13 protein-coding genes and 1 other annotated feature are annotated in these 15,844 nt (G+C 39.3%); all 13 genes read left to right on the top strand.

Annotation, left to right across the window (positions count from 1 at the left end; genetic code table 11):
- Positions 1–9 precede the first annotated feature (9 nt).
- Positions 10–1,812, top strand: coding sequence for an oligoendopeptidase F (gene pepF, locus ADM33_RS05275; RefSeq protein ID WP_049503536.1), 1,803 nt, complete (start codon positions 10–12; stop codon positions 1,810–1,812).
- Between the two features lie 5 nt (positions 1,813–1,817).
- On the top strand, positions 1,818–2,531 hold the full coding sequence (locus tag ADM33_RS05270) for an O-methyltransferase (protein WP_000241074.1): 714 nt from the start codon (positions 1,818–1,820) through the stop codon (positions 2,529–2,531).
- Positions 2,532–2,604: 73 nt separating this feature from the next.
- Positions 2,605–3,546 (top strand): peptidylprolyl isomerase PrsA, encoded by a 942-nt coding sequence (prsA, locus tag ADM33_RS05265; RefSeq protein ID WP_000728085.1) that lies wholly within the window; start codon positions 2,605–2,607, stop codon positions 3,544–3,546.
- Between the two features lie 272 nt (positions 3,547–3,818).
- Positions 3,819–5,030: a cell division peptidoglycan polymerase FtsW gene (gene ftsW / locus ADM33_RS05260; protein WP_000703366.1), complete on the top strand. Its 1,212-nt coding sequence runs from the start codon at positions 3,819–3,821 to the stop codon at positions 5,028–5,030.
- A 24-nt stretch (positions 5,031–5,054) separates the two neighbouring features.
- Positions 5,055–7,880: a phosphoenolpyruvate carboxylase gene (gene ppc, locus ADM33_RS05255; protein ID WP_000058214.1), complete on the top strand. Its 2,826-nt coding sequence runs from the start codon at positions 5,055–5,057 to the stop codon at positions 7,878–7,880.
- Between the two features lie 94 nt (positions 7,881–7,974).
- Positions 7,975–8,191 (top strand) — a binding site (T-box leader).
- Between the two features lie 124 nt (positions 8,192–8,315).
- On the top strand, positions 8,316–9,317 hold the full coding sequence (gene trpX, locus ADM33_RS05250) for a tryptophan ABC transporter substrate-binding protein (RefSeq protein WP_000792189.1): 1,002 nt from the start codon (positions 8,316–8,318) through the stop codon (positions 9,315–9,317).
- Between the two features lie 61 nt (positions 9,318–9,378).
- The gene (locus ADM33_RS05245) at positions 9,379–10,245 is read left to right on the top strand and encodes an ABC transporter permease (RefSeq protein ID WP_049503533.1); all 867 of its coding nucleotides are present in this window, start codon (positions 9,379–9,381) and stop codon (positions 10,243–10,245) included.
- A complete protein-coding gene (locus ADM33_RS05240; protein ID WP_049503531.1) occupies positions 10,242–11,000 on the top strand; it encodes an ABC transporter ATP-binding protein in 759 nt (252 codons plus the stop codon). Before ADM33_RS05245 ends, ADM33_RS05240 begins: the two co-directional genes overlap by 4 nt.
- Before the next feature lie 163 nt (positions 11,001–11,163).
- Positions 11,164–11,595 (top strand): hypothetical protein, encoded by a 432-nt coding sequence (locus ADM33_RS05235; RefSeq protein ID WP_049503529.1) that lies wholly within the window; start codon positions 11,164–11,166, stop codon positions 11,593–11,595.
- 180 nt (positions 11,596–11,775) lie between these two features.
- Positions 11,776–13,536 carry a DNA primase gene (dnaG, locus tag ADM33_RS05230; protein ID WP_049503528.1) on the top strand — a complete coding sequence of 587 codons (1,761 nt, stop codon included), beginning with the start codon at positions 11,776–11,778 and terminating at the stop codon, positions 13,534–13,536.
- Positions 13,537–13,538: 2 nt separating this feature from the next.
- On the top strand, positions 13,539–14,648 hold the full coding sequence (gene rpoD / locus ADM33_RS05225) for an RNA polymerase sigma factor RpoD (protein ID WP_000201894.1): 1,110 nt from the start codon (positions 13,539–13,541) through the stop codon (positions 14,646–14,648).
- Positions 14,649–14,665: 17 nt separating this feature from the next.
- Positions 14,666–14,995 (top strand): metal-sulfur cluster assembly factor, encoded by a 330-nt coding sequence (locus ADM33_RS05220; protein WP_000331926.1) that lies wholly within the window; start codon positions 14,666–14,668, stop codon positions 14,993–14,995.
- Positions 14,996–15,094: 99 nt separating this feature from the next.
- Positions 15,095–15,844: glycosyltransferase (locus ADM33_RS05215; protein WP_080982693.1), on the top strand; the 750-nt coding region annotated here is incomplete at its 3' end.

Genomic DNA, 15,844 nt, shown 5'->3' with positions numbered 1-15,844 from the left:
AGGAAACTTATGGTATTACAACGAAATGAAATCAATGAAAAAGATACATGGGATCTATCAACGATCTTTGAATCTGACCAGAAATGGGAAGAAGAACTCGCCCTTTTAACGGAAGATACAAAACAAGCAGCTAGTCTTGAAGGACATCTCTTGGATAGTGCAGAAAGCCTTCTTGACATTACAGAGCGTTATCTGGACTTGAGTCGTCGTCTTGAAAAACTTTATGTCTATGCACATATGAAAAACGACCAAGATACACGAGTAGCTAAATATCAAGAATACTATGCAAAAGCAATGACTCTTTATAGTCAACTTGATCAAGTCTTCTCTTTCTATGAACCAGAATTTATGGCTATTACAGAAGACCAGTATCAAAACTTTTTAGCAGAAGAACCAAAACTCCAGCCTTATAAACACTTCTTTGATAAACTATTGCAAAATAAGGACCATGTCCTTTCACAACGTGAAGAAGAGTTGCTTGCAGGTGCTGGGGAAATCTTCGGTGCTGCTAGTGAAACCTTTGCTATTTTAGATAATGCAGATATCGTCTTTCCATTTGTTAAAGATGAAGATGGAAATGAAGTTCAATTATCACACGGCGTTTATATGCGCTTGGTAGAATCTAAGAATCGTGAGGTTCGTCGTGGAGCTTATGAAGCCCTCTATGCTACTTATGAGCAATACCAGCACACTTACGCTAAAACCTTGCAGACCAATGTTAAAGTGCAAAACTACCGTGCCAAAGTCCGTAACTACAAGAGTGCGCGTGAAGCAGCTCTTGCGGCAAACTTTGTGCCAGAAAGTGTTTATGATAATCTAGTATCTGCTGTTCGTAAGCATTTGCCACTCTTGCATCGTTATTTGGCTCTTCGTTCAAAAATCTTGGGTATTCCAGACCTCAAGATGTACGATGTCTACACTCCATTGTCTTCAGTGGAATACAGCTTTACTTATGAGGAAGCCTTAAAAAAAGCGGAAGAATCTTTGGCAGTTCTTGGTGAGGATTACTTGAGTCGTGTTAAACGTGCCTTCAGCGAACGTTGGATTGATGTATATGAAAACCAAGGCAAGCGTTCAGGTGCATATTCAGGTGGATCATACGATACAAATGCCTTCATACTTCTTAACTGGCAGAATAACCTAGATAATCTCTTTACTCTTGTACATGAGACAGGACATAGTATGCATTCTAGCTATACACGTGAAACCCAGCCTTATGTATACGGAGACTACTCAATCTTCTTGGCAGAAATTGCTTCAACTACTAATGAAAACATCCTAACAGAAAAATTATTGCAAGAAGTTCAAGATGATGCAACACGCTTTGCCATTCTCAACAACTTCTTGGATGGTTTCCGTGGAACAGTATTCCGCCAAACTCAATTTGCTGAATTTGAACATGCTATCCACCAAGCCGATCAAAATGGTGAAGTCTTGACAAGTGAGTTCCTCAACAACCTCTATGCTGACTTGAACCAAGAATATTATGGCTTGAGTAAGGAAGATAATCCTCAAATCCAGTATGAGTGGGCTCGAATTCCTCATTTCTACTATAACTATTATGTATATCAGTATTCAACAGGCTTTGCAGCTGCTTCAGCCTTGGCTGAAAAGATTGTTCACGGTAGCCAAGATGATCGTGACCACTATATCGACTACCTCAAGGCAGGGAAGTCAGACTATCCACTCAATATCATGCGTAAAGCGGGTGTTGATATGGAAAAAGAAGATTACCTCAACGATGCCTTTGCAGTCTTTGAACGCCGTTTGGATGAGTTTGAAGCCCTTGTTGAAAAATTAGGATTGGCATAAGGCAGATGGTAAAGTCTTATAGTAAAAATGCCAATCATAACATGCGACGTCCTGTTGTCAAGCATGAGATTGTCGAGTTCATGCGCCACAGACAAAAGCAGGTGACGGGTTCCCTAAAAGAACTAGAAAACTTTGCTCGCAAGGAGAATATTCCTATCATTCCTCATGAAACCGTCGCTTATTTTCGTTTCCTTATGGAAACCATTCAACCAAAAAACATTTTGGAAATCGGGACGGCTATTGGATTTTCAGCACTTTTAATGGCAGAGCATTCACCTAAGTCAAAAATTACAACTATTGACCGAAATCCTGAGATGATTGGTTTTGCCAAAGAAAATTTTGCAAAATTTGATAGCCGCAAACAAATCACTCTCTTAGAAGGTGATGCGGTAGATGTCCTGTCAACGTTGACAGAGACTTATGATTTTGTATTTATGGATTCTGCCAAGTCCAAATACATCGTCTTTCTACCAGAAATCCTCAAACACCTCGAAGTAGGTGGAGTCGTTGTCTTGGATGATATTTTCCAAGGAGGAGATATTGCGAGGGATATCATGGAAGTCCGACGTGGACAACGGACGATTTATCGTGGCTTGCAAAGACTATTTGATGCAACCTTAGAGAATCCTGGTTTAACCGCTAGCTTGATTCCACTTGGAGATGGGATTCTCATGCTAAGAAAGAATCAATCAGAAGTAGAACTGCCTGATATTGATTGATTTCAGATATTTTTAAGACAATTTGGTAAAATAGATAAGGTAAACCTTTATTTAGTGAACAAAAGGAGTAAACATGAAGAAAAAACTAATGGCGGGAGCCATCACATTGTTGTCAGTAGCTACTTTGGCTGCTTGTTCAAACAGTTCTGAAGGAACTGACTTGATTAGCATGAAAGGCGATGTTATCACTGAGCATCAATTCTTTGAAGAAGTCAAAAATAATGCGACTGCTCAACAAGTCTTGCTGAATATGACCATTCAAAAAGTTTTTGAAAAACAATATGGTTCAGAAGTAAGTGATAAAGAAGTAGATGATGCAGTTGCAGAAGAACAAAAGAAATACGGTGATAGCTATCAAACGATTCTCGCCCGTTCAGGTATGACTGCAGAAAGCCGTAAAGCTCAAATTCGTACAAGTAAATTAGTTGAGTATGCTGTTAAGAAAGCCGCTGAAGCTGAATTAACAGACGAAAACTATAAAAAAGCATTTGAAGAGTATACTCCAGAAGTAACGGCTCAAATTATTAAACTTGACAGTGAAGATAAGGCTAAGGAAGTTCTTGCCAAAGCAAAAGAGTCTGGAGCTGACTTTGCACAACTTGCAAAAGACAATTCTACAGACGAAAAGACAAAAGAAAATGGTGGAGAAATTACTTTTGACTCTGCATCAACAGAATTACCAGACGTAGTTAAGAAAGCAGCTTTTGCGCTTGATGTCAACGGAATTTCTGATGTAATCACTGCTCCAGGAACTCAAGCTTATACAAGTAGTTTCTACATTGTTAAGTTGACGAAGAAATCAGAAAAATCTTCTAACTTGGATGATTATAAAGAAAAACTTAAAACAATCATTTTGACTCAAAAACAAAATGATGCAACCTTTGTTCAAGGTGTTATTAGTAAAGAATTACAAGATGCCAACATTAAAGTTAAAGATCAGGCCTTCCAAAATATCTTTACACAATACATCAAAGGCGAAACAACTTCTGACAGCAGCAGTAGCGCCTCAAACTAAGATAGTAATGAACTACCTTCCTCTGTTTGGAAGGTAGTTTTTAAGTTTATAAAATATCAACATTATAGTTTTAAAAGTCCTAGTAACTTAAAACGCTCGATAGATCGGATAAGGGGAACACTCAAGACATTCTAGTCCAGAGTCTGTTTTGAGTAAAATTCGAATGTTTATACTGTAAGAGTTTTTTTCTAGCCTAAAAAATGGTATAATAGCATGTAAAACTAGAAATAATAAGGGAAAATAAAAATATTTTTCCGAAAGATAGGTGACATATGAAAATAAGTAAAAGGCACCTGCTGAATTATTCCATTTTGATTCCTTATCTACTGTTATCCGTTTTAGGATTGATAGTAGTTTATTCGACAACGAGTGCAACTCTTATCCAAGAGGGAAAAAGCACCTTACAACTGGTTCGAAACCAAGGAATTTTCTGGATAGCCAGTTTGTTTTTAATTGCCTTGATTTATAAATTGAAATTAGGATTTCTGCGAAATGAGCGATTACTCTTTATCGTCATGTTTGTTGAGCTGATACTGCTGGCACTAGCGCGTTTAATTGGGATTCCTGTCAACGGTGCCTATGGCTGGATTAAGGTTGGTCCCATCACGATTCAACCAGCAGAGTATTTGAAAATTATTATTGTCTGGTATCTAGCACAGCGTTTTTCGAAACAACAGGATGAGATAGCTGTTTACGACTTCCAAGTTTTAACCCTTAATCAGTGGCTTCCTCGAGCATTCAATGATTGGCGTTTTGTTCTACTGGTTATGATTGGTAGTTTGGCGATTTTCCCAGACCTTGGGAATGCTACCATCTTGATTTTGGTATCCTTGCTCATGTATACCATCAGTGGAATAGCTTATCGGTGGTTCACAACTATTCTGGGCTTACTAGCTGGTGTCTCTATGATTTCCTTAACAGCCATTCGGATAATCGGTGTTGAGAAATTCTCTAAAATTCCCGTATTTGGTTATGTTGCCAAGCGGTTCAGTGCTTTTTTCAACCCATTTAATGACTTGGCTGGAGCTGGACACCAGTTGGCCAATTCCTACTATGCCATGGTTAATGGAGGATGGTTCGGTCTGGGATTAGGAAATTCTATTGAAAAACGAGGGTATCTGCCAGAAGCCCATACAGACTTTGTCTTTTCGATTGTCATCGAAGAGTTTGGATTTGTAGGAGCAAGTCTTATTCTCGCTCTCCTATTCTTCTTAATTCTACGAATCATTTTGGTAGGTATTCGAGCAAGGGATCCTTTCAACTCAATGGTAGCAATCGGTATTGGTGGTATGATTCTGATACAGGTATTCGTTAACATTGGCGGTATATCAGGCTTGATCCCTTCAACAGGGGTAACCTTCCCCTTCCTATCGCAAGGGGGAAACAGTCTCTTGGTCCTATCAGTAGCCATAGCATTTGTATTAAATATTGATGCCAGTGAGAAGCGTGCGCGACTTTTTAGTGAATACGAAGCACAGCTTTAAGACATAGATAACAAGGAGAAAAAAATGTCTCTTCAAAAGTTAGAAAATTATAGTAACAAAACGGTCGTACAAGAAGAAGTTCAAATCTTGACAGATATGCTGGAAGATATCACAAAAAATATGCTTCCTGCTGAAACCTTTGATAAGATTATGCACTTGAAGGAACTTTCGTCAAAACTTGACTATCAAGGGCTAGATAAAGTAGTAACAAGTCTTTCAAATGATGAGATGGTCTACATTTCTAGATACTTCTCTATTTTGCCTCTTTTAATTAACATCTCAGAAGATGTTGACTTGGCTTATGAGATTAACCATCTAAATAATGTCGATCAAGACTATCTGGGTAAATTGTCAACAACGATCAAAATGGTGGCTGAAAAAGAAAACGCTGCTGAGATTCTTGAGCACTTGAACGTGGTACCAGTTTTGACGGCCCACCCAACTCAGGTTCAACGTAAGAGTATGTTAGATTTGACCACTCATATCCATACCCTTTTACGTAAATACCGTGACGTGAGAATGGGGCTCATTAACAAGGAAAAATGGCATAATGATCTTCGTCGCTATATTGAAATCATCATGCAGACAGATATGATTCGTGAGAAGAAACTAAAAGTAACCAACGAAATCACCAATGTGATGGAATACTATAATAGTTCCTTCCTACAGGCTGTTCCTAACTTGATGTTAGAGTACAAACGTCTAGCAAAAGAGCAAGGAATTGATCTTAAACAAGCCAAACCAATTACTATGGGAATGTGGATCGGCGGAGACCGTGATGGAAATCCATTTGTAACAGCTGAAACACTTATGCGTTCTGCTACTATCCAAAGTGAAGTGATCTTGAACTACTATATTAGCAAGATTTCTAGTCTCTATCGTACCTTCTCTCTCTCGACTAATTTATCAAAAACTAGTAAAGCTGTTGAAGAAATGGCTGCTCAGTCTGGAGATACATCAGTCTTTCGTGAGAAAGAACCCTATCGTCGTGCCTTTCATTTGATTCAGTCCAAATTGATTCAAACTCTCTTGAATTTAAAAGAATGGTCTGTTGTTGGCTCGTCAGCTGATGAACGTCATCCTGTTGAACGTCTTCTTGGTACTCAAGGGCATCAACAAGGAGTGATTACAGACTATATTAGTAATCGACTTTCAGGAGCTATTCAAGAACTGGCTGAAGATCGTCCACCATTTTACGAAACAGTTGAAGAGTTCAAAAAAGATCTATATACCATTAAGGATTCATTACTTGAAAACAAGGCAGAGTCCTTACTCACAGGTGAATTTGCAGAACTTTTAGAAGCTGTAGAAGTATTTGGTTTCTTCTTGGCTTCCATCGACATGCGTCAAGATTCAAGCGTCCACGAAGCCTGTGTAGCTGAATTGTTAGCATCTGCTGGAATCAATGACCACTATAGCGATTTGTCAGAAGATGAAAAGTGCGACTTGCTTTTGCATGAATTGTTAGAAGATCCTCGAATCTTGTCAGCGACTCATGCTGAGAAGTCTGAACTTCTCGAAAAGGAATTAGCCATTTTCCGAACTGCACGTGAATTAAAAGACCGTTTAGGAGAAGATGTCATTCGTCAAACGATTATCTCTCATGCAACCAGCGTGTCAGATATGCTTGAGTTGGCTATTATGCTAAAAGAAGTTGGCCTGGTAGATGCTGAAAAAGCGCGTGTTCAGATTGTTCCACTCTTTGAAACAATTGAGGACTTGGACCATTCTGAAGAAACAATGAGAAAGTATTTCTCTCTACCACTTGCTAAGAAATGGATTGCTTCTAAAAACAATTACCAAGAAATCATGCTTGGCTACTCTGATAGTAATAAGGATGGCGGTTATCTATCATCTTGTTGGACACTCTATAAGGCCCAACAACAATTGACTGCTATTGGTGATGAATTTGGAGTCAAAGTAACCTTCTTCCATGGTCGTGGTGGTACCGTTGGCCGTGGTGGTGGCCCTACTTATGATGCCATTGCTTCTCAACCACTCAAGTCTATCAAGGATCGTATCCGTTTGACAGAGCAAGGGGAAGTTATCGGAAACAAATACGGAAACAAGGATGCAGCCTACTATAACCTCGAAATGTTGGTTTCAGCAGCTATCAACCGTATGATTACCAAGAAGAAGAGTGATACCAATACGTCAAATCGCTATGAAGCCATCATGGATCAAGTGGTGGAACGCAGTTACGATATCTACCGTGAGCTAGTATTTGGAAATGACCATTTCTATGATTATTTCTTTGAATCTAGTCCAATCAAGGCTATTTCAAGTTTCAATATTGGTTCTCGTCCAGCAGCTCGTAAAACGATCACTGAAATCGGTGGTCTACGTGCTATTCCTTGGGTATTCTCATGGTCACAAAGTCGTGTTATGTTCCCAGGTTGGTATGGTGTTGGTTCAAGCTTTAAGGAATTTATCGACCAAAATCCAAAAAATATTGAATATCTTCGTGATATGTATCAAAATTGGCCATTCTTCCAGTCACTCCTATCCAACGTCGATATGGTCTTGTCAAAATCAAATATGAACATTGCCTTTGAGTACGCTAAACTGTGTGAAAGTGAAGAAGTTCAAGCAATTTACTATACCATTTTAGATGAATGGCAGTTGACTAAGGACGTTATCTTGGCTATTGAAGGCCATGAGGAACTCTTGGCAGAAAATACTTATTTGAAAGACAGTCTCAACTACCGCATGCCTTATTTTAATATCCTTAACTATATTCAGTTGGAATTGATTAAGCGTCAACGTCGAGGTGAGCTATCTTCAGATGAAGAAAGATTGATCCATACGACCATTAACGGAATTGCTACAGGATTACGTAATTCAGGCTGATACAAGTTAGATTTTATAAAAAACGTAGGAATTTTTGTTAATATTTAAAATATTTTATGAAAACCCTTGACAAGTTTTAGTAAAATGATATAATTTAAGCATTCAGAAAGTAATCATTGAAATTTTTTAGAGAGTCTGTGGTTGGTGGAAACAGATAGGTGGAAGTGATGAAAATTGGGCTGAATGTTATTAAGAATTTGAAATCATAAGAATTCGGTGAGCACACCTTACAGTGCAACTCGTTTTAGCGAGTAAGAGCGATAGGACTAGTTCCTATAATTGAGGTGGCACCGCGCATCGACGTCCTCACACAAGTTTTTTGTGTGAGGACTTTTTCTATGGGGAGGAAAAAATTATGGAAATCAAACGATGGCGTCGCTTGAATAAGTGATTGAATAAAAAAATAATAAGATAAGAAGAAATAAGGAGAAAATTATGAAAAACAAACGTCTACTCGGTATTATCGTAGCATTAGCACTTGTAGTTGGAGGAAGCTTGGTATATTCTAGCTTAACGAAACAAGAAACTAAAACTGAGACAGCTAATAAAACAGCTAAGGTTGGTGTTCTTCAGTTTGTAAGCCACCCATCGCTTGACTTGATCTACCAAGGTATCCAAGATGGACTTGCTGAAGAAGGCTATAAAGGTGACCAAGTCAAAATCGACTTTATGAACTCAGAAGGTGACCAAAGTAAGGTTGCGACAATGAGTAAACAATTGGTGGCAAATGGAAATGATGTCGTTGTCGGTATTGCAACACCAGCAGCTCAAGGTCTTGCAAGTGCAACAAAAGACCTTCCTGTTATCATGGCAGCTATCACAGACCCAATTGGTGCTAACCTTGTACAAAACTTGGAAAAACCAGGTGGGAACATCACAGGGGTATCTGACCACAACCCTGCTGAACAACAGGTTGAATTGATCAAAACATTGACTCCTGATGTGAAAACAGTTGGAGCTCTTTACTCAAGTAGTGAAGATAACTCAAAATCACAAGTTGAAGAATTCAAAGCATACGCTGAAAAAGCTGGTTTGAAAGTCGAAACATTCGCAGTTCCTTCAACGAACGAAATTGCTTCAACAGTGAACGTTATGACTGGTAAAGTAGATGCAATCTGGGTTCCAATCGATAACACAATCGCATCTGCATTCTCAACTGTCGTTTCAAGCAATCAAACAGCTAAAAAACCAATCTACCCAAGTGCGACTGCCATGGTAGAAGCTGGAGGTTTGGCATCAGTTGTTGTTGACCAACACGATCTTGGTGTTGCTACTGGTAAAATGATTGCCAAAGTTTTGAAGGGTGAAAAACCTGCAGATACACCAGTCAATGTCTTCTCAACTGGTAAATCAGTGATCAACAAAAAAGTTGCTCAAGAACTTGGAATCACTATTCCTGAATCAGTTCTCAAAGAAGCTGGTCAAGTAATCGAATAAGAATGTAGGAGGAGTTGGAGACATCTCCTCCAATTTTTAAAATAAAGGAAATGAATCAAACATGCTAATATCAATTATTTCACAGGGATTGGTCTGGGCTATCCTAGGTTTGGGAATCTTTATGACCTTTCGAATCTTGAACTTCCCAGATATGACAACTGAGGGTTCCTTCCCACTTGGAGGAGCAGTAGCAGTGACTTTAATTACCCAGGGAGTCAATCCTTTTCTTGCGACTTTAGCGGCTGTAGGAGCAGGTTGTCTTGCTGGTTTAGCAGCTGGACTATTGTATACCAAAGGAAAGATTCCAACACTCTTGTCTGGAATTCTGGTGATGACTTCTTGTCATTCTATCATGCTCATGATTATGGGACGAGCTAACCTTGGACTCTTAAATACCAAGCAAATCCAAGATGTTCTTCCATTTTCATCAGAGGTTAATCAATTACTGACAGGTTTAATCTTTGTGACTTTGGTTATCCTTCTCATGCTTTTCTTCCTAGATACCAAACTTGGACAGGCCTATATCGCTACAGGGGATAATCCAGACATGGCTCGTAGTTTTGGTATCAATACAGGACGTATGGAGCTTATGGGCTTGGTCTTGTCAAATGGTGTAATCGCACTTGCTGGCGCACTTATCGCTCAACAAGAAGGTTATGCGGATGTCTCTCGTGGTATCGGAGTTATCGTAGTTGGTCTTGCTAGCTTGATTATCGGTGAGGTTCTCTTTAAGAGTCTTACCATAGCAGAACGCTTGGTTACTATTGTAGTTGGTTCCATCAGCTATCAATTCTTGGTATGGGGAGTCATTGCTCTCGGCTTTAATACTAGCTACCTCCGTCTATATAGTGCCCTTATCCTAGCAACTTGCTTGGTAATTCCAACCCTTAAGGATAAATACTTGAAAGGAGTCAAGTTAAGCAAATGACAGCAATTGTAGAATTAAAAAATGCCACAAAAATTGTGAAAAATGGTTTCGACGAGGAAAAAATTATTCTAAACGATGTTTCACTTGAAATTTATGAACATGACTTCATCACAATCTTGGGTGGAAATGGTGCAGGGAAATCAACCCTCTTTAATAGCATTGCAGGAACGCTACCCTTGACTAGTGGTAGCATTCGTATCATGGGCGAGGATGTGACTCATTTCAGCCCTGAAAAACGTGCCAAGTACCTTTCTCGTGTCTTCCAAGATCCTAAGATGGGAACTGCACCTCGTATGACAGTTGCAGAAAATCTCTTGATTGCTAAGTTCCGTGGGGAAAAACGTGGTTTATTTCCAAGAAAACTCTCAGCCTATAAAGAAGAATTTCAAGCAACCATTGAGAAGGTTGGCAATGGTCTAGAAAAACACTTGGATACACCGATTGAATTCTTGTCAGGTGGACAAAGACAGGCCTTGAGTCTCTTGATGGCAACCTTGAAACGTCCAGAGCTCCTTTTACTGGATGAACACACAGCTGCTCTTGACCCTAAAACAAGTGTTGCCTTGATGGAATTGACAAATGACTTTATCAACAAGGACCATCTAACAGCTTTGATGATTACTCACCATATGGAAGATGCTCTCAAGTATGGAAATCGCTTGATTGTTATGAAAGATGGACAAATCATCCAAGATTTGAATAAGGATGAAAAAGCCAAGATGAAAATTTCCGATTACTATCAACTATTTGAGTAGATATTTTTTAAATCAAGTATCCTTAAAAACTTAGAAGTAGGCTTTTGCTTCTAAGTTTTTTGTTGAATTTTAAATATTACTGTTTTTTCCTATTCATCAGTTTTACTTTGGAGTATAATCAGTATAAGAATCTTAAACTTGGATAGGAGTAGGAGATAAAAAGATGACTTACACACAAGAAGATTTTCAAGAATGGATTTTTCAAATTGGATTTAAGATGGACTATTTTACTAGGGAGTTTGCTGAGGAACAAGGCCTTCATTTAGACTATAGCATGAAGTCTTTGGATGATTTGGAGGCCTGGATCTTGGCTCACTACGAAGACCACCATGTTTTGATAGCAGACCGCCAGATGTTGGATTATTTGACCGTTTATATCGGTGAAACCTTCCGTAAGCATCTAGGAGGTAAATGGTTTATTGACCTTAAAAATAAAAAGAATGCCTATTATTCTATGCCTGTATTGACCGACCCATCATATAGAGGAGAAGTTTATATAGCACCTATGACTTTTGCAACGGCTTGTATTAGTAGAAAAGATGGTCAGTATATTAGCAGAATATTGAAAAATAATCTCGAAGATCAAGTGAAATAGGATTTTATTTCTTTTGTTTTTCTTTCAAATATTAGAATGATTTCCTCAGAAGATTCAGTTTTTCATGATAGCTGGAAACTTATGAAATAGTCTCATGTAAAGTGTATGAAATGGTTTACTTTTTTTCAGAAATAAGCTATACTAGTTAGAGTAAACTGTGATAAAATGGAGGTATTGTCTATGGTTGACAAGAGACTCATCGAAGAGATCAAAAACAATACCAATATTGTCGAAATCATAGGAGAAGTGATTTCTTTACAAAAATCTGGACGGAACTTTTTAGGGCTCTGTCCTTTTCATGGTGAAAAGACCCCTTCCTTTAACGTGGTCGAGGATAAGCAATTTTACCACTGTTTTGGATGTGGTCGTTCTGGAGATGTTTTTAAGTTTATCGAGGAGTATCAGCAAGTAACCTTTGCGGATGCGGTGAGGATTTTAGCTGAGAAACTTGGGATTCAGATGGCGGCGCCTGTTCATAGTTCTGTACAGCCTAAGTCACCCCATCAAAATCTCTACGATATGCATGAGAAAGCTGCTCGTTTTTATCACGCCATCCTCATGACGACTAAGATGGGTGAAGAGGCGAGAAACTATCTCTATAAACGTGGCTTAACAGATGATGTTCTCAAGCATTTTATGATTGGTTTAGCTCCAGCAGAACGCTCTTATCTTTATCAGCGTTTAGCAGATGATTATAGTGAGAAGGACTTGCTGGATTCAGGTTTGTTTTATCTATCTGAGAGTAACCAATTCTTTGATACCTTTCATAATCGTATTATGTTTCCTCTTTCAAATGATCAAGGAAAGGTGATTGCCTTTTCTGGTCGTGTATGGCAAGAGACTGATTCTCAAACTGGAAAGTATAAAAATAGTCGAGCGACGGCAATTTTTAACAAAAGTTACGAATTATATCATTTGGAGAGGGTAAAAAAAGGCTCGGGCAAGGCACCTGAAATCTACCTGATGGAAGGGTTTATGGATGTCATTGCGGCTTATCGTGCTGGTATTGAAAATGCAGTTGCTTCTATGGGTACCGCACTGACGAGTGAACATGTGGAGCATCTGAAACGCTTTACCAAAAAAGTGATCGTCACCTATGACGGAGATAAGGCTGGGCAAGCTGCGACGGCTAAAGCCTTGGACGAGCTTAAAGATATACCTGTCCAAGTAGTCCAGATTCCTGACGCGATGGATCCGGATGAATATTTGCAGAAAAACTCTCCTCAAGACTTGGCTTATCTCTTAACCAATACACGCATTAGTCCTGTTGAGTTTTACATCCATCATTTCAGACCGGAAAACAGTGAAAATCTACAAGCTCAGATTGAATTTATAGAGAAAATTGCTCCCTTAATCGCCAAGGAACCCTCTATCACAGCTCAGAATTCCTACATTCACATTTTGACGGATCACTTGCCATCTTTTGACTATCAGCAAGTCGAACATATTGTCAATGAAAGTCGTGTTAGACAGAGAAAGGAGAAGGTCAAGGAGACCTATAGTCCTAGTCCTATCACTATGTCTGTCTCCAAGCAGCTGACAGCAGTGATGAGAGCGGAGGCTCATATCCTCTACCGAATGATGGAACATCCTTTGGTGCTCAATGACTACCGCTTAAGAGATGACTTTATTTTTGAAACTCCAGAGTTTCAGACCTTGTATGGACTCTTGATTGATAATGGAAGTATCTCATCTGAGGATTTGGCTCATCAGACTAGAGAAGTGGAGAGTGCTTGGTATCAAGTCCTAGCCTTAGATTTGCCACCTGAGATGTCCCCTCACGAGTTAGCTGAAGTGGAAGAGTCTCGAAAAAGAGCTCTTTTGAATCAGGAAAATCTGCAAATTAAAAAGAAAGTTCAGGAAGCTAGCCATGTCGGTGATACAGAAACCGCATTAGAAGAGCTAGAACGCTTAATTGCCCAAAAAAGAAGAATGGAGTAAGAATGGCAACAAAACAAAAAGAAGTAACAACCTTTGACGTCCAAGTAGCGGAATTTATTCGCAATCATAAAAAGACTGGTACGGCTACAGATGACGAAATCAATAACGCCCTCGTAATCCCCTTCACTTTAGATGTGGAAGGTATTGAGAATCTTTTGCAACGTATTCAAGATGCTGGTATCTCAATTACGGACAACGAAGGAAATCCAAGTGCGCGTGTTTTGAGCACTGAGGAAGAACCAGAGTTGACTGATGAAGATTTGATTGGTTCAACCTCTGCTAAGGTCAATGACCCTGTCCGTATGTATTTGAAAGAAATCGGGGTTGTTCCTCTGCTTACAAATGAAGAGGAAAAAGAATTAGCTCTTGCTGTTGAAGCGGGTGATATCGAAGCTAAACAACGCCTTGCAGAAGCGAACCTTCGTTTGGTAGTATCTATTGCTAAACGTTATGTTGGACGTGGAATGCAGTTCCTTGACTTGATCCAAGAAGGAAACATGGGCTTGATGAAGGCTGTTGATAAATTTGACTACTCTAAAGGGTTCAAATTCTCAACTTATGCGACTTGGTGGATTCGTCAAGCTATTACTCGTGCCATTGCTGACCAAGCTCGTACCATCCGTATCCCTGTACACATGGTGGAAACCATTAACAAGCTTGTTCGTGAACAACGTAATCTTCTTCAAGAGTTGGGACAAGATCCAACTCCTGAACAAATCGCTGAACGCATGGATATGACACCTGACAAAGTTCGTGAAATCCTCAAGATTGCCCAAGAACCTGTTTCTCTAGAAACACCTATCGGGGAAGAGGACGATAGCCATCTTGGTGACTTTATCGAGGACGAAGTGATTGAGAATCCAGTGGACTACACAACTCGCATCGTCTTGCGTGAGCAGTTGGATGAGGTCTTGGATACTCTTACAGATCGTGAAGAAAATGTTCTTCGACTTCGTTTTGGTCTTGATGATGGGAAAATGCGTACCTTGGAGGATGTTGGTAAAGTCTTTAACGTGACTCGTGAACGTATCCGTCAGATTGAGGCCAAAGCTTTGAGAAAACTTCGCCAGCCAAGTCGAAGCAAACCACTTCGTGATTTCATTGAAGATTAAGTTGAGGGAGAGTGAAGATGGCTTATACAGAAGAGCAAATTGAAAATATCAAAACACGTATTTTGACAGCCTTAGAAGAAGTGATTGACCCTGAATTGGGGATTGATATTGTCAATCTAGGCTTGATCTACGAGATTCGTTTTGATGGCGATACAGGTGAGACTGAAATTGATATGACCTTGACAACCATGGGTTGTCCCTTGGCAGATCTTTTAACTGACCAAATCTATGATGCTATGACAGATGTTCCAGAAGTTACTAACGTTGAAGTCAAATTAGTATGGTATCCAGCTTGGACAGTTGAGAAAATGAGCCGTTACGCTCGTATCGCTTTAGGTATCAAGTAAGTATATTATGAAAAGAGAAATAGTGTAGACGCCAGGAATTCCCAGCTTTTATGCTATCTCTCTTTTTATTTGCTGATTTTATTTGAAGAAAATGGTATAATGGTTACTATGGAAAAAGAGAAATTACGCATCAACATGCTAAGTTCAAGTGAAAAAGTGGCAGGCCAAGGTGTGTCTGGCGCTTATCGTGAACTGGTGCAGCTTTTAAAACGAGATGCGAAAGACCAACTGATCGTAACAGAAAATCTTCCAATCGAAGCGGATGTTACTCATTTTCATACGATTGATTTTCCTTATTACCTCTCGACCTTTCAGAAAAAACGTTCTGGACGTAAGATTGGCTATGTTCACTTCTTACCGGATACCTTGGAAGGTAGTTTGAAGATTCCATTCTTCTTAAAGGGGATTGTCAAACGCTATGTATTTTCTTTTTATGACCGTATGGAGCATCTGGTTGTGGTCAATCCTACCTTCATTGAGGATTTGGTTGCTGCTGGAATTCCACGTGAAAAAGTGACCTATATTCCTAACTTTGTCAACAAAGAAAAATGGCATCCACTTCCTATAGAGCAAGTTGAACAACTTCGTAAAGATATGGGGATTGATGAGAATCAGTTTGTAGTCGTTGGTGCAGGTCAGGTTCAGAAGCGTAAAGGAATAGATGACTTTATCACTCTAGCTGAGGAATTACCTAATATCACTTTTATTTGGGCTGGTGGATTCTCTTTTGGGGGAATAACCGATGGTTATGAGCGCTATAAAAAAATTATGGATAATCCTCCTGAAAATCTAATTTTCCCAGGGATTGTTGATCCAGAACGGATGAGAGAACTCTATGCCTTGGCTGAT

Origin of the sequence: Streptococcus oralis, assembly GCF_001075875.1 — a bacterium.
GTDB classification, from domain to species: domain Bacteria; phylum Bacillota; class Bacilli; order Lactobacillales; family Streptococcaceae; genus Streptococcus; species Streptococcus oralis_I.
Note: the sequence above shows the minus strand (reverse complement) of the source record. Positions and strands in the feature narration are given on the sequence as shown.